This window comes from Saliterribacillus persicus, assembly GCF_003337485.1.
GTDB classification, from domain to species: Bacteria; Bacillota; Bacilli; order Bacillales; family Amphibacillaceae; genus Saliterribacillus; species Saliterribacillus persicus.
Genome location: NZ_QPJJ01000004.1, coordinates 264,290 through 284,604, shown reverse-complemented (window position 1 = coordinate 284,604; position 20,315 = coordinate 264,290). Strand labels below are relative to the sequence as shown.

Annotated in this window: 16 protein-coding genes, 9 tRNA genes, 2 rRNA genes and 1 riboswitch; of the genes, 21 read left to right on the top strand and 6 right to left on the bottom strand. The window is 35.7% G+C overall.

The features are described from left to right. From DFR57_RS06780 to DFR57_RS06730, 11 genes are all read left to right on the top strand, one after another. A 23S ribosomal RNA gene (locus DFR57_RS06780) occupies positions 1–92 on the top strand; the annotation flags it as partial. Between the two features lie 66 nt (positions 93–158). After that, positions 159–275 (top strand): 5S ribosomal RNA (rrf, locus tag DFR57_RS06775). 45 nt (positions 276–320) lie between these two features. Further along, a tRNA-Asn gene (locus tag DFR57_RS06770) sits at positions 321–395 on the top strand. Positions 396–402: 7 nt separating this feature from the next. Beyond that, a tRNA-Thr gene (locus DFR57_RS06765) sits at positions 403–474 on the top strand. A gap of 26 nt (positions 475–500) precedes the next feature. Then, positions 501–575: transfer RNA gene (locus DFR57_RS06760), tRNA-Glu, on the top strand. A gap of 3 nt (positions 576–578) precedes the next feature. Beyond that, positions 579–654, top strand: a tRNA-Val gene (locus DFR57_RS06755). 5 nt (positions 655–659) lie between these two features. After that, positions 660–735 (top strand) — tRNA-Thr (locus DFR57_RS06750). A 21-nt stretch (positions 736–756) separates the two neighbouring features. Then, a tRNA-Tyr gene (locus DFR57_RS06745) sits at positions 757–842 on the top strand. 51 nt (positions 843–893) lie between these two features. After that, positions 894–968: transfer RNA gene (locus DFR57_RS06740), tRNA-Gln, on the top strand. Between the two features lie 7 nt (positions 969–975). After that, positions 976–1,048 (top strand) — tRNA-Lys (locus DFR57_RS06735). Between the two features lie 22 nt (positions 1,049–1,070). Beyond that, positions 1,071–1,146: transfer RNA gene (locus DFR57_RS06730), tRNA-Ala, on the top strand. A gap of 97 nt (positions 1,147–1,243) precedes the next feature. Here the strand turns inward: DFR57_RS06730 and DFR57_RS06725 are convergent. Beyond that, entirely contained in the window at positions 1,244–1,411 is a 168-nt protein-coding gene (locus DFR57_RS06725) for an aspartyl-phosphate phosphatase Spo0E family protein (RefSeq protein WP_114352369.1), read from the bottom strand. Between the two features lie 159 nt (positions 1,412–1,570). Between DFR57_RS06725 and sigW the strand changes: the two genes are divergently transcribed. The 10 genes from sigW to DFR57_RS06675 all read left to right on the top strand — a co-directional run bounded on the left by sigW (position 1,571) and on the right by DFR57_RS06675 (position 14,147). After that, positions 1,571–2,134, top strand: a complete 564-nt coding sequence (gene sigW, locus DFR57_RS06720) for an RNA polymerase sigma factor SigW (protein WP_114352387.1) — start codon at positions 1,571–1,573, stop codon at positions 2,132–2,134. 14 nt (positions 2,135–2,148) lie between these two features. Beyond that, complete coding sequence (locus tag DFR57_RS06715) at positions 2,149–2,763, top strand: anti-sigma factor family protein (protein WP_114352368.1); 615 nt, start codon at positions 2,149–2,151, stop codon at positions 2,761–2,763. Between the two features lie 663 nt (positions 2,764–3,426). Further along, positions 3,427–4,944 carry an FAD-dependent oxidoreductase gene (locus DFR57_RS06710; protein WP_114352367.1) on the top strand — a complete coding sequence of 506 codons (1,518 nt, stop codon included), beginning with the start codon at positions 3,427–3,429 and terminating at the stop codon, positions 4,942–4,944. Positions 4,945–5,083: 139 nt separating this feature from the next. Beyond that, a complete protein-coding gene (gene cdaA, locus DFR57_RS06705; RefSeq protein WP_114352366.1) occupies positions 5,084–5,902 on the top strand; it encodes a diadenylate cyclase CdaA in 819 nt (272 codons plus the stop codon). Continuing rightward, positions 5,899–7,143, top strand: coding sequence for a CdaR family protein (locus tag DFR57_RS06700; protein ID WP_114352365.1), 1,245 nt, complete (start codon positions 5,899–5,901; stop codon positions 7,141–7,143). The genes cdaA and DFR57_RS06700 overlap by 4 nt, the downstream gene beginning before the upstream one ends. A gap of 58 nt (positions 7,144–7,201) precedes the next feature. After that, positions 7,202–8,548, top strand: coding sequence for a phosphoglucosamine mutase (gene glmM / locus DFR57_RS06695; RefSeq protein ID WP_114352364.1), 1,347 nt, complete (start codon positions 7,202–7,204; stop codon positions 8,546–8,548). Positions 8,549–8,675: 127 nt separating this feature from the next. Beyond that, positions 8,676–9,002 carry a four-helix bundle copper-binding protein gene (locus DFR57_RS06690; RefSeq protein ID WP_114352363.1) on the top strand — a complete coding sequence of 109 codons (327 nt, stop codon included), beginning with the start codon at positions 8,676–8,678 and terminating at the stop codon, positions 9,000–9,002. 547 nt (positions 9,003–9,549) lie between these two features. Continuing rightward, positions 9,550–11,352 carry a glutamine--fructose-6-phosphate transaminase (isomerizing) gene (glmS, locus tag DFR57_RS06685; protein ID WP_114352362.1) on the top strand — a complete coding sequence of 601 codons (1,803 nt, stop codon included), beginning with the start codon at positions 9,550–9,552 and terminating at the stop codon, positions 11,350–11,352. Positions 11,353–11,848: 496 nt separating this feature from the next. Then, positions 11,849–12,934 (top strand): C40 family peptidase, encoded by a 1,086-nt coding sequence (locus tag DFR57_RS06680; protein WP_114352361.1) that lies wholly within the window; start codon positions 11,849–11,851, stop codon positions 12,932–12,934. Between the two features lie 505 nt (positions 12,935–13,439). After that, entirely contained in the window at positions 13,440–14,147 is a 708-nt protein-coding gene (locus DFR57_RS06675) for a lysophospholipid acyltransferase family protein (protein ID WP_114352360.1), read from the top strand. Positions 14,148–14,229: 82 nt separating this feature from the next. Here DFR57_RS06675 and DFR57_RS06670 read toward each other — a convergent pair whose 3' ends face one another. The 5 genes from DFR57_RS06670 to DFR57_RS06650 form a co-directional block, all read right to left on the bottom strand. Further along, positions 14,230–15,204 (bottom strand): tetratricopeptide repeat protein, encoded by a 975-nt coding sequence (locus DFR57_RS06670; RefSeq protein WP_114352359.1) that lies wholly within the window; start codon positions 15,202–15,204, stop codon positions 14,230–14,232. A gap of 266 nt (positions 15,205–15,470) precedes the next feature. Continuing rightward, positions 15,471–16,580 (bottom strand): ABC transporter permease, encoded by a 1,110-nt coding sequence (locus tag DFR57_RS06665; protein WP_114352358.1) that lies wholly within the window; start codon positions 16,578–16,580, stop codon positions 15,471–15,473. 17 nt (positions 16,581–16,597) lie between these two features. Then, entirely contained in the window at positions 16,598–17,728 is a 1,131-nt protein-coding gene (locus DFR57_RS06660) for an ABC transporter permease (protein ID WP_114352357.1), read from the bottom strand. Positions 17,729–17,746: 18 nt separating this feature from the next. Continuing rightward, entirely contained in the window at positions 17,747–18,712 is a 966-nt protein-coding gene (locus tag DFR57_RS06655; RefSeq protein WP_114352356.1) for an ABC transporter ATP-binding protein, read from the bottom strand. 96 nt (positions 18,713–18,808) lie between these two features. After that, a complete protein-coding gene (locus DFR57_RS06650; RefSeq protein ID WP_114352355.1) occupies positions 18,809–19,438 on the bottom strand; it encodes a TetR/AcrR family transcriptional regulator in 630 nt (209 codons plus the stop codon). A 707-nt stretch (positions 19,439–20,145) separates the two neighbouring features. Next, a riboswitch (cyclic di-AMP (ydaO/yuaA leader) is annotated at positions 20,146–20,299 on the top strand. Positions 20,300–20,315 lie beyond the last annotated feature (16 nt).

The following is a 20,315-nucleotide window of genomic DNA, read 5'->3' as shown; positions in this document are numbered from 1 at the left end:
ATCCCTCAGAGACGATGAGGTAGATAGGTTCGAGGTGGAAGCGTGGTGACACGTGTAGCTGACGAATACTAATCGATCGAGGACTTAACTAAACACAAAATGTTTGATTGTCATACACCTTATCTAGTTTTGAAGGTATATTCCTTCAATATACATAGTCTGGTAGCAATAGCGAAGAGGTCACACCTGTTCCCATGCCGAACACAGTAGTTAAGCTCTTCAGCGCCCATGGTAGTTGGGGCTTGCGCCCCTGCGAGAGTAGGACGTTGCCAGGCAATATTTTTTCAACTAAAAAATAGACAAGCTCAATTAATAATTATTCCACAGTAGCTCAGTGGTAGAGCAATCGGCTGTTAACCGATCGGTCGTAGGTTCGAATCCTACCTGTGGAGCCATTTATTTGCTTCCATAGCTCAGTGGTAGAGCACTTCCATGGTAAGGAAGGGGTCGCCGGTTCAAGTCCGGCTGGAAGCTCTGTCTAGATTAATACTTTTGAAAATGGCCCGTTGGTCAAGTGGTTAAGACACCGCCCTTTCACGGCGGTATCACGGGTTCGAATCCCGTACGGGTCACCATTTGGAGGATTAGCTCAGCTGGGAGAGCACCTGCCTTACAAGCAGGGGGTCGCAGGTTCGAGCCCTGCATCCTCCACCATTTTCGCCGGTCTAGCTCAATTGGTAGAGCAACTGACTTGTAATCAGTAGGTTGGGGGTTCAAGTCCTCTGGCCGGCACCAGTTTTTGTTTTATATATATTTGGAGGGATAGCGAAGTTGGCCAAACGCGGCGGACTGTAAATCCGCTCCCATCGGGTTCGTAGGTTCGAGTCCTACTCCCTCCACCATGTATAATTTTTAACGAAGTGTATAGATTATAGAAGTACACTTATTTTTATTGGGCTATAGCCAAGCGGTAAGGCAACGGTTTTTGGTACCGTCATGCGCTGGTTCGAATCCAGCTAGCCCAGCCAATAAGTTGAGCCATTAGCTCAGTTGGTAGAGCATCTGACTTTTAATCAGAGGGTCGGAGGTTCGAATCCTCCATGGCTCATTTTTTAATTTATACATATTTTGGGGCCTTAGCTCAGCTGGGAGAGCGCCTGCTTTGCACGCAGGAGGTCAGCGGTTCGATCCCGCTAGGCTCCACCAATCGTATATAATAAAAACACCATTGAATAGGAAGCCTATTCAATTTTTTTGTGCACAAATAGTTTTATACTAGTGGGAAAATCATATAAAGAAGGGCTCAGCTACTGCTTTTATTAATATACGTTTGTGAATATTCATTAAGATATTCATCTAATTCAGCAGATAACCGAATCATCTCAGGTGAAGTTAGTGGTAACGAAAAGGACAATTGAACCATCTTTTCTCTATGCATTTCAATTTTTTCTAAAATATTCAAATCCATCATCCAAATCACCTCCTAAACTGCTATAATGATTAATGAATTATACCCATTTTAGTAAAGTATTAAACAAGTTTTTAAATAAATAATTAAAAAAATGAAACCTCATGTTGTCCTCATTCGTATTAGGAGTGACCGCATATGTAGCGGAGGTATTAGATGATGATGGAGACAAAAATAAAAGAATATATTAAATTAGTCAAAAAAGGCGATCAAGCTGCTTTTGAAGAAATTGTCCTTTTTTATCAAAGTAAAGTGTTTGCTATCTGTTTTCGGATGATTGGCAATAGACATGAAGCTGAAGATATTGCTCAGGAAGCATTTATTCGTGCTTATGTAAATATTCACTCCTTCGATAATAAGCGAAAATTTTCTACTTGGCTTTATCGAATTGCGACGAACCTAACCATCGATCGCATTCGGAAAAAGAAGCCCGATTTTTATTTGGATGCGCAGGTGCAAGGAACTGAAGGACTTGATTTATATGCGCAAATCCCAGCAGACCAAGCTTTACCGGAAGAAGAAGTAGAAAGTATTGAAATTCAGTCGTATATACAGCAAGAGATTATGAACCTGCCTGCAAAGTATCGTAGTGTAATTGCGCTTCGATTTGTAGACGAACTTTCCCTAATAGAGATAAGTGAGATTTTGGAAATTCCGGTTGGGACTGTTAAAACTAGAATTCATAGAGGGAGAGAAGCTTTACGTAAAAGGCTTCGTCATGTTTAAGGGGTGTGATGATAATGAAATGTGATAAGCAGATAACAGATTTAATGCATGAGTACCTTGATGGTCATATTACAAAAAAAGATGAGCAAACGTTAAGGTCACATCTTCAAACGTGTCCCGCATGTCAGGAACATTTTCATGAACTAAAACGCGCTATTTCTTTGGTTAAGGCAAATAGTGATTTACGGCCATCTTCTTCTTTCACATCGCAAGTAATGAATAACCTACCAAAAGAAAGAAAGCGAATTGGTGTACAAAGGTGGCTACGAATGCATCCACTTCTCACGGCAGCTGCTATTTTCTTTGTGATGATGTTCGGAGGAGTATATTCTGCTTGGGATCAAGACCATCAATTAAGCTATCCAAAAGGCAAAAATTTGGTTGTGGAAGATGACACTGTTATTGTACCTGAAGGGGTACGAGTAGACGGTGATTTGGTGGTTAAGAATGGGAACCTGAAGATTGATGGTGAAGTAGAAGGAAATGTTGTGATCATTAACGGGGATCATTTAATGGCCTCAACTGGGAATATTTCTGGAGAAATAAAGCAAGTGAATGAAATATTTGAATGGCTCTGGTACCATATAAAAGATATAAGTCGCAGTATATTTGATATGACGTCAAAATAAATCAGAAGGCTCTTCTAATAATAGAAGAGTCTTTTTTCTATTAATTGACTTAACCCTGCGCGGGAAACGACAGTAAATCCAAAAGTTCGATTTATTAGCCTAAGATTAAAAATCAATGTTAACATTTTGTTAAATATACATTTTCTTACTAGTGTAATCATAGGAGTGATTTAACAAATGGATAACCATAAAATTTTGCAAGTAATTAGAACACTTATTTTGATGATTTCTCTTTATTTTTTACTCATACAAAGAGACATTTCTTTTTTTATCTGAGGAATAATCTTTTTTATAATTTTTGAAATAGTTGTAGGGAAAAAAGCAAGAAATAGAAATTAGAGACAAGCAACTAAGCGAGATAGAAATAGAACCTTAAAGTTGTTTAAAAAGTTAAAACGACGGTGGAATTAAATTCTGTTAGGGAAAAAAGGTGTATTTTTTTATATTTAAAGAAATGCTGATGATGTAGGTAAACTAATTTCACCTCTACAAATGGGTGAAGTGAATACGTAATGATGCTAAATCCTAATACTTTTAAAAAATCGAAATAATAATAAGCAAATAACGAATACTAAAAGCTACCAGATCAGCCATAATTCTAATGGTAGTTTTTTTAAGTTTGAAAAAAGGGTATAGCTAAAACAAGCAAAAAGGAGGAAAAAAATGAGCAATAGAACCCAGGCAATATGGAAAGAAGATGTAAAGATAGACACATTCCCAGAGCTAACAGAGGATATAGAAACTGACATAGCAGTTATTGGTGCTGGCATTACCGGTATTACTACAGCTTATCTATTAGTGAAACAAGGCTATCGAGTTGCGCTATTAGAAGGAAAGAAAGTCATAGAAGGAACTACTGGTTATACTACAGCTAAAATCACTTCACAGCATGGATTAATTTACGCGCAGCTTATAGAAACTGTAGGTGAAAAGAAGGCGAAGGAATATTACCAGGCCAATCAAGAAGGACTAGCACTAATCGAACAAATAATTCAGGACGAGAATATATCTTGTGCCTTTAAAAAACAAGCAGCTTATGTATTTAGTGATACCAAAAAGGGTACGCAAAAAATTGAAGAAGAAGCGAAAGCCTATGAAAAACTTGCAATAAATGGAGGGTTAACCAAAGATATTGATTTACCCTTTTCAGTAAATACTGCGATCAAAATGGAAGGTCAAGCACAATTTAACCCTGTAAAATATTTAACCTCCTTGCTTAGCTATTTAAAAAGTAAGGGAACACCTATTTTTGAGAATTCCAGGGCAGTTGATATAAAAAAGGGAGACGTGTCGAAAGTTATTACGGAAAAAGGGCACACACTCTCAGCAAATTACGTAGTCTTAGCAACTCATTTTCCATTTAAGGATTTTGAAGGATTGTATTTTTCAAAGTTACATGCAGAGCGGTCGTATGTAGTTGCTGTGGAAGCGCCAGGAACTATATCAGATGGCATGTACATTAACGCAGAGGATCCAAAGCGATCCATTAGACATTATACGTTGGAAAATGGTGAGTCATTTCTCCTAATTGGAGGTGAAGGACATGAAAGTGGGAAAAAAGAAAAGACAGACGAAGCATATCAGAAACTTGAGGAATATGCCAAGACACATTTTAATAGCACGAACGTAAAATTTAAATGGTCGTCTCAAGATTTAATAACGTTAGATAGTATCCCGTACATTGGACCAATTACAAAAAAAAATAAAGAAATCTTTGTTGCGACGGGCTACCGAAAATGGGGAATGACAAATGGTACGATTGCAGCAAAATTAATCACAGATCAAATCATAGGTAACGAAAATTCATTCGAAGAGCTCTATTCTCCCTCACGTGAAATCGGGAAGACCCAGCTGAAAAGTTTTGCGAAAGAAAACTCAGAGGTTGCAAAGGAATTTGTAAAAGGAAAGCTCGAACAACCAAAGAAAGAAATAGATAGCTTAGTTGCAAATGAGGGTGCAGTGGTTCGAATGGAAGGGAAGAGAGCGGGAGTTTATAAAGATGATAAGGAAGTTGTTCATGTTGTTGATACAACCTGTACCCATATGGGATGTGAATTAAATTGGAATAATGCAGAACACACCTGGGATTGCCCGTGTCATGGATCACGTTTTGATTATGATGGGGAAGTAATCGAAGGGCCAGCGACTAAAGCATTGTCGAAAATAAATCCAGATAGTTAAGAGAGGGTATGGATACTCTCTCTTTTTACTAGGAAAAAAGACCTTCCATTCCTGCTTCCTTAAAATCTATGCTATAATATTAGAAATGACTACATAACTTATAGAAATAAGATTTTAATGAATAAAAGGTTGTGTTAAGATGTTCGAATGGGACTGGAATTTTCTAAGCATACTCAGAATAACCGTGGACATTGGGGTTGTCTGGTATGTATTATATAAATTATTAATGCTAATAAGAGGAACAAAAGCGATTCAACTATTAAAAGGGATTTTTGTAGTAATTGCGATATATTTACTGAGTGTGATTCTTGATTTAATGACTGTACGAATGTTGATTTGGCAAGTTATTATGTGGGGTCCACTTGGAATTATTATTTTGTTCCAACCTGAATTAAGAAGAGCGCTAGAACAATTAGGTAGAGGGAGTTTTTTCTCGAGAAATTCAACCTCTGAAGAAGATTCCTTAAATCAAGCAATTGAAGCAATTGTGAAATCTTGTAACTACATGGCTAAACGACGGATTGGTGCTTTAATTACAATAGAACGAGAATCTGCGTTAGGGGATTATGTGGCTACAGGGATTCCGGTGAATGGAAAGCTGACGAATGAATTACTTACCAATATTTTTATTCCAAATACACCCTTACACGATGGAGCAGTAATTATAAGTAGAGATGAAATCGTTGCTGCTGCATGTTATTTGCCATTATCAGAAAGTCCTTTTATTTCTAAAGAATTAGGGACAAGGCACCGTGCAGCAATGGGGATATCAGAAGCGACGGATTCTTTAACGATAACAGTATCAGAAGAAACGGGACAGATTTCTTGTGCAAAAAATGGTGAATTGCATCGTAATTTAACAATTGATAAACTTTCAGAAATGCTTGAAATAGAGTTAATTAGCAAGTTTAGAACCCCGACGAATAAAGCATGGAATTGGAGGGGGAAAAAGAAATGAATAAATGGCTAGAAAAACTATGGGTTATTCGTGTAGTATCATTGCTTCTTGCCGTGCTTATTTTTGTGATCATTGCTTTTGATGAAAAGGTAAATGAATCCTCTGATGATGGCTTTGATTCACCATTTGGTACATCAAATGAAACGCAAACGTTAGAGGATGTTCCTGTAAGTGTTCAAATGGACCAAGATAAATATGTGGTGAGTGGTGTGCCAGAAACCGTTACTGTTTCCTTACAAGGTTCAGTTAGTATGGTAACTTCCACTGCGCTTCAAAGAAATTTTGATATTTATGCCGATTTAGAAGGAAAAGAACCTGGTACATATGTTATTCCATTAGAACATTCAGGTATCTCCAATCGGATAAATGTCTATATTGAGCCTGTTGAAGTAGAAGTGACGATAGAAGAACGGTCAAGTAAAGATTTTCCAATTACAATAGACTTTACCAATCGAGAGCAAATCACACCAGGATATGAGCTTGGGGACGTAACTGCTGACCCTGAAATGGTTACGATAACGAGTTCGAAGAGTATTGTAGACCGTATTTCTATTGTAAAAGCATTTGTTGACGTGACTAATGTGAGTGAATCATTTACAGTAGATAACGTTCCAATAAAAGTGTATGATAATCAAGGGAATGAATTAAGTGTGCGTTTGGATCCACCAACTATCGATGTATCGGTAGACGTTAAGAATCCAAGCAAAACAGTCCCAATTGAGATTCAAACAGAAGGAGAACTCCCTGAAGGTTCACGAATTAATGAAATGAGCTTGGAAACAGAGCAAGTTGAGATATTCGCACCTGAAGAGTTTCTAGGATCTTTAGAACAAATCTTGACGCAACCAATCGATTTGAGTACACTTTCAGAGGATGGCACAATCGAGATTGACTTGGAAATTCCAACTGAAGTACGAACGTCAAATATTTCTCAGGTTACTGTCAATATAGACTTAGATCAAGAAATTGAGCGTGAAGTCGAAAATGTGGATATTCAAATGGATAATGTACAAGCTTCCCAGGAAATTACTTTTCTGGAACCAGCAGAGGGTACTATGAATATGACATTAAGAGGCTATGAATCTGAATTAGATGAGCTAGATTTGGAAACAATAGAATTACTAGTAGAAGTTGGAGAACGTGAAGCTGGAGAATATGAGTTGCCTGTGGAGGTTACTGCACCAGAAGGTATAGAAGTGGAGTTAGAATATCCAGAAGTAAATATACAAGTAGAAGAATAGGGTTGCATGAATATATAGATAGAAAAGCTTCATGTATGAAAAAAGGAGAGATTGTTGCATGGGTAAATACTTTGGCACAGACGGTGTCCGAGGAATAGCGAATAAAGATTTAACACCAGAGTTTGCTTTTAAATTAGGTCGTTTTGGTGGCTATGTGCTAACAAAAGAAGCAGAGCGTCCAAAAATATTAGTAGGTAGAGATACACGGATATCTGGTAACATGTTAGAAGGTGCGCTTGCAGCAGGATTACTCTCAATTGGTGCAGAAGTAATGCGCTTAGGCGTTATCTCTACACCAGGCGTTGCTTATTTATCAAAAGCAATGAGTGCTCAAGCAGGGGTTATGATTTCTGCCTCTCATAATCCAGTAGAAGATAATGGCATTAAATTTTTTGGTTCAGATGGTTTTAAACTATCGGATGCACAAGAAGCAGAAATAGAAGCATTAATTGACTCAGAGGAAGACGACCTACCGCGTCCAATTGGAGAAAACATCGGACAAATTACAGATTATTTTGAAGGTGGACAAAAGTATCTGCAATTCCTAAAACAATCTGTTGATAATGAATTTGATGGTATTCACGTGGCGTTAGATAGTGCGCATGGTTCTACTTCTGCACTGGCATCTCATTTGTTTGCGGACTTAGAAGCGGATATTTCAACGATTGGATCTTCACCAAACGGATTGAATATAAATGATGGTGTGGGTTCCACACACCCTGAGAAATTACAAGCCCTTGTCGTTGAAAAAGAAGCGGATCTTGGCTTAGCGTTTGACGGAGATGGAGACCGACTTATTGCTGTAGATGAAAATGGAAATATAGTGGATGGTGATCAAATTATGTTCATCATCGCTAAATATCTAAATGAGAAAGGAATGCTTCGCAAGTCTGAGGTTGTTTCTACCGTAATGAGTAATATCGGCTTTTACAAAGCATTAGAAGCTCATGGAATGAAAAGTAATAAAACAGCTGTCGGAGACCGTTACGTTATGGAAGAGATGCGTAGGGGTGGGTATAACCTTGGTGGTGAACAATCAGGTCACATCATTTTTCTAGACTATAATACTACTGGTGATGGCATGCTTTCAGCGCTACAACTGGTTAACGTTATGAAAGAAACTGGCCGACCATTATCCGAATTAGCAAGTGAAATGGAAAAGTTCCCACAAGTCTTGAAAAATGTTCGTGTAACCAACAAAAATGAAGCAATGGTTAACCCAGTGATTCAAGAGTCCATTGATAAAGTGGAAAAAGAAATGGGTACAGAAGGTCGTGTGTTAGTTCGACCATCCGGAACAGAGCCACTGGTTCGTGTAATGGTAGAAGCACCAACGTTAGAGGAATGTAATAAATATGTAGATGAAGTTGTCCAAGTAATTGAAAATGTACTGGGACTTGAATAAAATTTTTGAGGAGTAGCATTGATTTTTGATGCTGCTTCTATTTTTTTGTGATTTTTGTTTAATATAAAGATAAATGGGTAAAACAAACATGAAAGCTTTTTAAAACTTTAAAGGAGGCATTTTTTAAATGGCACACCAAAAGTATCAAAAAGCAATAGAGGCACTTCATGAATGTATGGAGGCGTGTAATCATTGTTATGATGCATGTTTACAAGAAGATGACGTAAAAATGATGGCACCTTGTATTAGGTTAGATAGAGAATGTGCAGATATTTGTGCATACTTAGAACAGGCATTGGTTCGAAATACACCATTTGCGAAAGAATTAGCAGGGGTTTGTGCTACGATTTGTGAAGCATGCGGAGAAGAATGCCGCAAGCATGATCATGACCATTGTCAAAAATGTGCGGATGCATGCTTTAATTGTGCAGAAGTATGTAAATCAATTGCCTAAGAATAGAAAATAACTTAAAAATTCAAATGAAAAGCGTAAGGGTTGTGAATTCTCCATTCCCTTTTACGCTTTTTATTTTTCTACAACTATTGAAAGAATAAACATCTTTCTTATTTTTTATAAAAAAACGGCGAAAAAGGAACAAATTAAAACGAATATGTATATCATGTAAGGAAAATTTTTATTTTAGGATTGCTTGCCTGCGGATTCTAAAGTAAAATAAGGGAAGTTATTATTTTTTGATAACTTACTCAAAAATGGAAAGGAGCTTAGCAAGAGAATTTAAAGTAACAAAAAGCGCCTGGGCTATTGAACCGACAAAACAATAGCTGACGAGGAGGAGGAGTATCGAGTTTGATCGGCGGATACCTCCCAGCTGAAACATCTCAGCTGTAGAGCCTTTACTCAAAACAAAGAGGCGACTCTTTGCACAAGATTAAAGGTAAGATGTAAAAATGATAAACGAGAAAGGGGCAAATAAACGCCCCATAGAAAAATAGCTATCGGAGTTTGTTTGCCCCTTACATTCTAAGGAGGAAACAACACAATGTGTGGAATAGTAGGATATATCGGACAAAAGGATTCAACGGAAGTATTATTAAAAGGTTTAGAAAAATTAGAGTATCGCGGTTATGATTCAGCAGGAATCGCAACGTTAAATACAGATGGCATGCATGTATATAAAGTAAAAGGACGTATCGCTGCACTTCGTGATAAGGTAGACCCAGCTGTTACTGGGGAGATTGGGATTGGACATACGCGCTGGGCAACTCATGGTGAACCTAGTGTGGAAAATGCGCACCCACATCAAAGTAACAATGCTCGCTTTACCTTAGTTCATAATGGTGTCATCGAAAACTTTTATGAGGTTCGTGATCAGTATTTAAACGGTGTTGCACTAAAAAGTGAAACGGACACTGAAATTATTGTGCAATTAATCGAAGTATTCTTTGAAGAAACTCAAGACGTTTTAGAAGCTTTCCGTAAAGCTATGCTTGCGTTAAAAGGTTCTTATGCGATTGCTTTAATTGACCAGGAAAACCCTGATGTTATTTATGTTTCAAAAAATAAAAGCCCACTTCTAGTAGGTTTAGGTGACGGCTTTAACCTAGTAGCAAGTGACGCAATGGCGACGTTAAGAGAAACAGATCGCTATCTTGAAATTGAGGATAAAGAAATTGTCCTTGTACGAAAAACACATGTAGAAATTCAAAAATTCGATGGAGAAGAAGTTGTTCGTGCTCCGTTTGTGGCTGAGATTGATGCTGCAGATACGGAAAAAGGAACATACCCACACTTCATGTTAAAAGAGATTGATGAACAACCATTCGTTATTCGTAAAATTATTCAAGAATATCAAGACGAAAATGATGCAATTAAGTTAGATGCAGATATTCGTAAGGCAATGAAGAAAGTAGATCGTATCTATATTATAGCTGCAGGAACCAGTTACCATGCCGGCTTAGTTGGGAAACAGTTCCTTGAAAAGCTAGCAAATATTCCTGTAGAAGTGCATATTGCAAGTGAGTTCTCTTATAATATGCCATTACTTTCTGAAAAACCATTATTTATTTTCATTTCTCAAAGCGGAGAGACTGCAGATAGCAGATCTGTGTTAGTGAAAATTAAAGAGCTTGGGCACACTGCCTTAACAGTAACCAACGTACCAGGTTCAACCCTTTCTCGTGAAGCGGATCATACGTTACACCTTCATGCAGGTCCTGAAATTGCTGTAGCATCTACAAAAGCTTATACTGCACAAATTGCAGTGCTTGCTATCCTAGCAGTAGATACAGCGAAAGCAAAAGGGATCGCATTAGACTTTGATCCATTACAAGAACTCGGTATCGTTGCAAGTGCGATGGAGTCCTTAACGGATCAAAAAGAAGAATTTGAAGCGATCGCAAAAGATATGTTTGCAACCACACCTAATGCATTCTATATCGGCCGTGGCATGGACTATTTCGTCGTGCAGGAAGCATCTTTGAAATTAAAAGAGATCTCTTATATCCAAGCTGAGGGATTTGCTGGTGGAGAGCTAAAACACGGAACAATTGCACTTATTGAAGATGGTACACCAGTCATTGCGATTTCCACCCAAGAGAATGTAAACTATTCTATTCGTGGAAACGTACAAGAAGTAGAAGCTCGTGGTGCAAAAGCATGTGTTATAAGCCTAAAAGGATTAGATCAAGATACAGATTCCTTTGTATTACCACATGTTCACGAACTATTAACACCACTAGTAAGTGTTATTCCAATGCAATTACTAGCATATTATGCAGCGCTACACCGCGATTGTGATGTAGATAAGCCACGTAATCTTGCTAAAAGTGTTACTGTGGAGTAGAGAAGATTTAGATGGAAAACGACTTGAAACCCTAATGGATTTTAGTAGAAAAACCATTGATATAACAACATTTATAATAGAAGGCTGGAAGATTAAAGAGTTTCTTTTTTCTTTCAGTCTTTTTTTCTGTTAGGGAAAACCATAATAACCGCTGGAGATATTTTTCGACAAATGTGGAAGAGCAAAATCGGGTGTTTTAGGGAAAAACATTAATTTAAGGGACAACAATGTGCACTAAAGATAATGTGATAAGTATATTAGTCTAGTAAATCTTTTTAAATACGTAAAATTTTTCCAAAAAGTTTCGCTATAATATATCATTTTCCGCAGAAAAGAGATATAATGTGGTTAATTGTGGGTTTGGAATAATAATCTGGAAAATAACGCTACAATACTATAAAGCTCTCTCTAGTTTAGATTACATAACATTATATTAGTTGTGTTTTAAATTCATATAAAGACTTTAATAACAAAGATTAACAAGGGGGAATAGTGAATGGCGAATAAAAAAGTAATCATGTCCGTTACTCTAGGTGCTGCAATCGCATCAGCTGTCGTTGGGGCTGAGGAAACTAATGCTGCGTCTCATAAAGTTCAAAGTGGGGACTCATTATGGAACATAGCTCAGAAATATAACACAAGTGTTCAGTCGCTAATTGATGTGAATAAACTTCGTTCAGATATTATTTTTCCTAATCAGGTTTTAAAAACAACAGCTACTTCTTCAAATAGTAATAGTAGCGGTAGTAATACAAATAAAAGCAATAATAACAAAAATGAAACGACTAGTAGTGTAAGTAAATATAAAGTAAAGAGTGGCGACACATTAAGTGGTATTGCTTCAAAACATAACATTTCTCTGAATAATTTGATGAAGTGGAATAACTTAAATACTACGTTGATCTATCCAGGAAATGTTTTGGTTGTTCAGAAACAAAATTCTAATAATAGTTCCAGTAGTAGTAACAGCTCATCTCCATCAAATTCATCTGATAAGAAAAAGAGCACTTCTTCTTCAACAATATATACAGTGAAGTCCGGAGACACACTTTCCCAAATTGGTGCTAATTACGGTGTAACGGTATCAAATCTAAAGAAATGGAATACGTTAAGCTCCGATAGAATTTATATCGGTCAAAAAATAAACATTGGAGCATCCAAAAAAACAACTTCTTCCAGTAATGAGACTCTTGAAAAAGAAAAACCGACTGGTGTGGACTATAATGTATCTAAACTAATCGAAAAAGCAACTAGTTTGGAAGGGGCCAGCTATGCATGGGGTGGCTCAACACCAAGTGGATTTGATTGCAGTGGATACATATATCATGTGTATAAGCAAGCAGACAAAGAAATGGTACGTCATTCCAGTCAAGGTTATTATGACCGCTCTTATTATGTGAACAATCCTAAAGTTGGGGATCTAGTATTTTTTGAAGGTACCTATAAGTCTGGAATTTCCCATATGGGAATATATCTGGGAGATAATCAATTTATTCATGCTGGCTCTAAAGGGGTCGAGATAGTCAGTTTAAATAATTCTTATTGGAAGAAACATTTTTCTAGTTATAAAAGATTCTATTAATAAATAGCAAAAGTCCTCTTTGGTTTCGAAGAGGGCTTTTACGCATTTAAAATGGATTTCTATTTATTTTCAATGTCATTTGTTGAGGAAGATGTCAGCCCTAATTAATTCTTTCCTTAAGTATTTATATTTTTCCCTAAAATGGGAGAAAGAAAAGTGATAGAGAAAAGATATTTCAGAAAAACAAATTGAAATTCAAACAAATTTAAACAGAGACACATTGAAATGTTGGAAATAGAAGGCTGGAAGAGAAAAGAGTTTCTTTTTTCTTTCAGTCTTTTTTTGTTAGGGAAAAACACAATAACCGCTGGAGATATTTTTAAAAAATGTGAAAGATCATAATCGGTTATTTTTAGGAAACAATATTAATTAAGAGGTAGAAAAAGGAAATCTATATCCCTCTCATTATGTGACATTTTTCACATCATATAGTGACACTTGTAACTTATCTAATTTTGTCATGTCTTTTATAATTACGATAGATTAAATATGAGTGAAAAGAGGAATGAATATGCGTACTCTGCTTTTTCAAGGATACATGTGGGGTTATATTTTAACTAAAGCAAATAAATCATTTACTATCAATAAGTTAAATAAGGCGGGTAAGAACAAAGAAAAAATAGAATTAATGAATAAGATTATTCAGAAATGCACAAACAATTTAATTAAAATTTCAGGTGCTGATCTTAAAATAACTGGCACAGAAAATATCCCTTTAAATGAACCTGTATTATATGTTGGCAACCATCAAGGAAATATGGATATTCCAATTTTATATTCAACAGCCCCTCAAACAATGGCTTTTGTTGCTAAAAAAGAAATGGAGAAAATTCCACTATTGGGTTATTGGATGAAAGAACGGGGATGCGTTTTTATAAACAGGGAAAACGTTCGTAGTTCTTTAAAGGCTATTAATCAGGCAATAGAGAGTTTAAAATCAGGTAATTCTTTAGCAATTTTCCCGGAAGGCACTAGAAGTAAGGGTCCTGAAATCGGAAATTTTAAATCGGGTAGTTTACGAATTGCGATTAAAGCAGGGGTTAAAGTTATTCCAGTCACCTTTAAAGATTCCTACAAATTGATAAATAAAAATGGCCGGAATACACCAGCAAAAGTTTCTGTCCATTACTCCGATCCCATCGATTCAAGAAGCTTTAAAGATACAAACAAATTAGCCTCAGCAGTTCTAGCACAAATTAAAAAACATTTGTAAGAGGAGGGACGGTTCTTTTGCTCCGCACGGTGTGGGTTAAAAGAACCCTCCCCTTTCATCCTCAAAAAAGTCCATTTTAATATTAATACTCTGTTAACTCAATAAATGTCTCATTATCATAAATGGAGGATAATAATGGATCATTATATGCTGTATCCTTTAATGTCTCATCTAATTCTATCGATCTAGCTAATCCTTCCAATCCGTGATCAATATCTCCTTGTTGCACAAGTGCCACACCTTTTCCATAATACCCTATGGCTTCATTTGGAAATTGCTCTAGAACAGTGTTATAGATTTCTTCAGCTTCTTTAAAATTACCTAAGCGGGTGAGCATCAAGCCTTTGTAATCTAAAGCATTTAATGATTGTTCTGAATCAAGCTCAATAATTTTATTTAAATAAGGAATCGTATCACTATATTGCTCTAATGCATCATGGATGTAGACAACATACCATAATCCGTCGATATCTTCGGGATATGCTTTTATGTATTGTTCTAAATAAGGGAGCCCTTTTTCATCTTCGTATAAGTAGTAATGCGAAACCCCTTTTCCATATAGCGCATACGGTGTGCTTTCATCAATCGCTAAAGCTTTATTATAATACTCTAATGCATTTTCATATCTTTCAAGTGACAAATGGGCATTTCCCATGTTGATAAATTGCTCTGGTTCTTTATCACTAATATCGATCGCTTTTTGTGCAGCAACAATCGCTTGTTCGTATTCACCTAGTGCATTTAATGATAAAGCCTTGTTATTGTAAGCACTATCCATTTGGCTCTCTAGTTCAATTGCTTTGTCTAGGGAAAGTAAAGCTTCTTCATATTGTTCCATAAAATTAAGAACATGCCCTTTCTCATTATGCAGTATTGGATCTTCGGGGTATTTTTCCAATTGTTGATTCACATCTTCTAAAACTAATTTATACTGTTCTTCTTCATACCATTTATCATATTTTTCCCTCGAAAAATCAGGATCTGTATTACTTAAAAGGTTACATCCTGAAAGAATAATAAATGAAAACACAAATAAAGCCCAAACTTTTTTATTCATTATGTCACTTCCCCTTTGTTATTGAAAAAACCTACCTTATATTACCATATCTAAAGAGGTAATGCATCGCATTTTTCAAAATCAACAGCTATAAATTTTGTTAAAAGGCGGACTTTTAGAGTAAGTGTGCTTTTTGGTTCGGACCGTTACAAGTCTCGTCGATAAAAACGACCACAGCCCTATAGAATATAGAGCTGAAGCCGCTTCGTTTAAGTTTATATTTCTCCAATTTCTACATAAGAGTGGGCAGTTCAACAGCCGCTGGTTTACTGTCCACCAAAAATTGATTTTCTAGTTCCAAACCAATATGCAATAAAGGTGAAAAGAAAACCTAGTATACCAGCTAGAAAAATAAAGGTATATTGACTGAAAGAAAAGCTACTTGCAAAGTTGTGCAGAACAGGATTAAACCATTCAAAAATAACGGAGAACACCCATATATCAGCTATTTCTCGTGCTAATGGCATCAGCATATTTACGCCCGCAAAACCACCGCCAATAATATACGTTCCAATACCGATTAAAATAACCAATGGTTGCAATACACGATACTGTTTAAAATATGCTCCTAATAAAAGGCCGATTCCTGCGCAACCAATTAATATAGGAATAATGGACAGATATACAAGCACTATATTATAAAGGTGAAATTCAAAATGTAAGAACAATATCGACAAGGTTAATGGAATCAATGAAAGGATCAAACTCACAAGAACCGATGTTATGATAATACCAAACCCTGCCATTATTGAACCAGTTGGTGTCAATATAATTTCTTTTGCGGTTCGATTTTCATATTCAAAAGCATGCAAATTAGCTGCAATGATCATGGAACCTAAAAATAGAGTTAACAAAACACTACTGCCTCCATAAAATGCTGCACGCCAAACATCATTAGGTTGAGCTGTTACTTGCTGGGATGTTACCTGTAATTCACCCTGTTGCTCCATATAATTGTTTAAGGTATGTTCAACTCTTAAACGAACGTTCTTCATAGCATCACTGTTTATATTATAGGTTTTCATTTCTATACTTTTACTTTCTACAAAATCATCAGGTATTTTAATGAAAAGGTGTAATCTTCCTTCAGAAACTTTCTTTTCAGCTTCCTCAGGGTTCATTTCAATCAAATCAAAATAAGGAGTGATATTGGATGCACTACTTTTAAATGCTTCCATAAGTTCTTGTGATTCTACACTATTTGAGTCATCAACGATTGCGACTGGCCAATCGTCGCCTCCACCACCAAATATAACCACCATTAAAAATAGTAATACAAGCGGAACAATAATGGGTTGGATTAACATTTGTTTTTGTCTCATTAAAATTTTCATATTGCGGTTGTGAATAGCTATTATTGCTTGCCACTTTTTCATATATATTCCTCCCTAACTTATTGTCCCTGTGTAAAGGAAAGTTGTTTGTTCAATTTAATTAATGCAAGGCTTAAAAGAAGTGCTATCCACAATGCCATATAGAAGAACGCTTCCCAATTTATTGCTATTTGCTCGAAGCCTTCAACGGTAAAGCGGATGGTATCAATTATTTCTGAACTTGGCCACCAACTACCTAATCGCCACACCCACTCTGTCATTCCACCATAAGCAAAACCTCTAATGTAAGATTCTAGACTACTTACTAAAAATTCACTCATTGCTATTACGACACTGATAGGTACGATAGGCAATGTCTTTTTAAACAAGACACCAAGTAATACACCAGCAGCACTTCCGTACAAAAAGAAAAGGAATAAGTAAAACCAAACTAAAGTACTTATTTGGCCAATAGGATAGCCTAGAAGTATATAAAGCAACGGAAGAATTAATACGGTACTTAAAGCAGTAACTAGGAATGCTGTCATCCATTTTCCAATAATCAAAGGTAAAAATCCTTTAGGAGTTAATACGATTGATTTAGCCGTTCGCTCTTCCCATTCTCTCGCCATTAATGTCCCTGTGCTTATCATGGAGGTTAGTAATACTGAGAAAATAAGCAAACCTGTGCTGACATAGCTTTTCATTGGAGTATCCTTACTAAAAGTCATCTCTTCATCAATGGTAATAAACGAGTTTTCATCTAAGTTCTTATGAAACTCATAAAGAGCATGGTCAATTCGTAATTGAAAGTTCTTCGTCCCATCTGAATTAATATTAAATACATTTAACTTTAACGCTGTTTGTTTTCCTGAACTAAGGTTTTCTTCAAACGATTCAGGAATTTCTAATAAGGCATCCACTTGTCCGCTGTTGTATTTTTCATAAGCTAATTCAGAATCTAATGTAATGATTTCTAAATAAGAGCCCTCTACTGATTTTATTTCTTGTAAAATATCAACAAAGCGGTCCGTGTAAGGTCCTTCTGAATGATTTGCAATTACAATAGGATTAGTGGATGAAGTATGAATCACTAACGCATAAAAAATAATAAATATTAAAGGAACTAATAGACTGATAATAGAAAACATTGGTTTCCGAATAACTAACAGTAGATCCTTACGTACGATTGCTAAAATAGCACTAAACATATGTGTTCACTCCTTTCTTTAATCTCTTAATGCCTTACCTGTAAAATGAAGGAAAACATCTTGCAGGTTTGGCTCACTGTATTCAATGTGATTCATATATTCCTCATACTTACTTAATTGCTCTAAAAGCTGGAATTGAACATTTAAAGCATTTGTATTCACATTAAGTTGGTTACGGGTGCATGTTACCTCGTAATCTTCAGCTATCTCGTCATAGACCTGTTTGGCATATTTTGTTTCATTAAAGTGAATGATCATCTGTTTTTGACCAATATGTCTCTTTAATTCATTTGGAGAGCCTGAGGCCACGGGCTTCCCTTTATCGATAATTAATACTTGCTCACCCAGTTCTTCCGCTTCTTCCATGTAATTGGTTGTTAAAATAACGGTTTTTCCAACGGATGCAAGTGTACGGATCTGTTCCCAAATGGCGTTTCTCGATTGCACATCAACGCCCAATGTTGGTTCATCTAGTAATAGTATTTCTGGTTCTGTTAATAATGCTCGTGCTAATGCCAATCTCCTTTGCATCCCTCCAGAAAAAGTTCCTACTCTATCATTTTGTCTATTTTCTAGTTGGACAATGCCTAATACGTTATCTATCCTTTTAGAAATAAATTTTCGATTAACACCGTAGTATCGTGCATGAAATAACAAGTTCTCTCTAGCAGTCAAATCATTATATAAAGCAGTTTCCTGTGGTACTAAGGAAATCTTTTGAAGGACGGTTTTTCTTGATTTACTAGGGTTCATTCCTAAGACTGTTATGTCTCCGCTGGTTGGCTCTAACAATCCATTAATAAGGTTTATTGTCGTTGTTTTTCCTGATCCATTAGGTCCTAACAGACAAAAAATTTGTCCGCTCTTTATTTTCATATCTAATGCTTCTAGTGCTTTAAATTCTTTTTTATTATTTTTATTAAAGATTAAGTCTGCCTTATTGATTTCAACGACAAACTCTTCTTGCGTTGGTTTGCTAATCATAATAAACACTCCTTTTTATAAAACTGTACAGTTTGGTTTGATTATAGATAAATGATAAACCCTTCTATATAAAGGGTTTGAAAGAAAATAGATTTCTTATTGGATTGATTTAATAAAATAGTGAATGATGGATGCTATCTTTTCACGACTAGGCACAGTCACTTGGTCTTTTGGTACCAATAACCCATCTAAAAGAATATAGGTTAGCAATGGACCGATTAACATTCGCGCAATCACATCCGTATCAGCTTCTTTGATGTTGATCACATCTTTTTTATTTGCATACGATAGAATGCCTCTGATTGTGCCTATAACCTGCGTAGGTACGGCCTCCTTAAATAATTCGCCAAGCTGTGGGAAATAAGATATTTCTGATAATATTATCCTTGCCATGCCCAAGTATTCAGGCTGCACTAAATTTTGGCTAATCTTTTCAGCAACCATTTCTAATAATCTTGTTAAGTCGTCAATATTGTTTATTTCGATTTTTTTTGTTAGCTGAAATTTACTTTCCATATCAATCTGGCCAATTAAATTTTGGAATACATCATAAAGTAGGTCTTCTTTACTTTCATAATAAACATAAACCGTTTGTTTTGATACCCCAGCCTCCTTTGTTATGGCATCCATACTAGTATTAGAAAATCCCTTTTCCAAAAACAATCGCTTTGCAGCTAATTGGATTTGTTCTTTTTTCTTTAATGCTCTAGAAGATAGCTTCTTCATATAATTTATAACCCCTTAAAACAAACTGTACTGTCTAGTTTGATTTTAGTATGAAATTATTTATATGTCAATATCTATTCTGATTATTAAAAGAGCTTTATGCGAAAAAATGTTTTTGAAGCTTTAAATAAAGAAAGATTGGTTCATTAGAGTTAAGTTTCTTCACCATCTCTAAGTATTTGATAATGGAGAATTTTAGTATAACTTTCTCAATCATGTGCGATATGGGAGCAATCCAAGTAGAAAATGATTAATCTTTTTCAGAATGAAATTTTTTAATTTATCGTAGTATATAGAGGTCTCAAGTATTTTAAAGCTACACTCACTTGTTATGTGAAAATAAAGTTTTTCTTAATGAATTGATACTTTTAATAAATAGCAGAAAGAAGGATGATTGAGAGAAAATCTCTAAGAAAACCGTATAAAATCCTAAGAGGGTTTTAATGCAAAACTATTGATATATTAAAATTTCAGACAGAAGCCCAAAGAGTCCTTATGTATATTGAAATTCTATATGAGTTCAACCATCAAAAATTTATAATTGTGATAAAAAGGAATAAAGCAGATTAAAAAAGTGTTAATAAATAACCCTATAGTTTTACTCAAAAATATGTAAATAACAAGCTTAGTAATATAATAAAAAATTTACAAAATTTTTATTGACTATCATTATAAGAAAGAGTATTGTTTATTTTATCAATTTCATAAAACCTTTTAAGCTTAATCATATAAATGAGCGGGGGAACCACTTTCGATAAACATTATTTATCTTGGGGTGAATCTTAACCAGTTAGGTTAAGAAGGGATACTCTTAGTTCCTAATCCGACAGCTAACCTCGTCAGCATCATAAGAGAGAAGGGTTGATGTTAACATTGA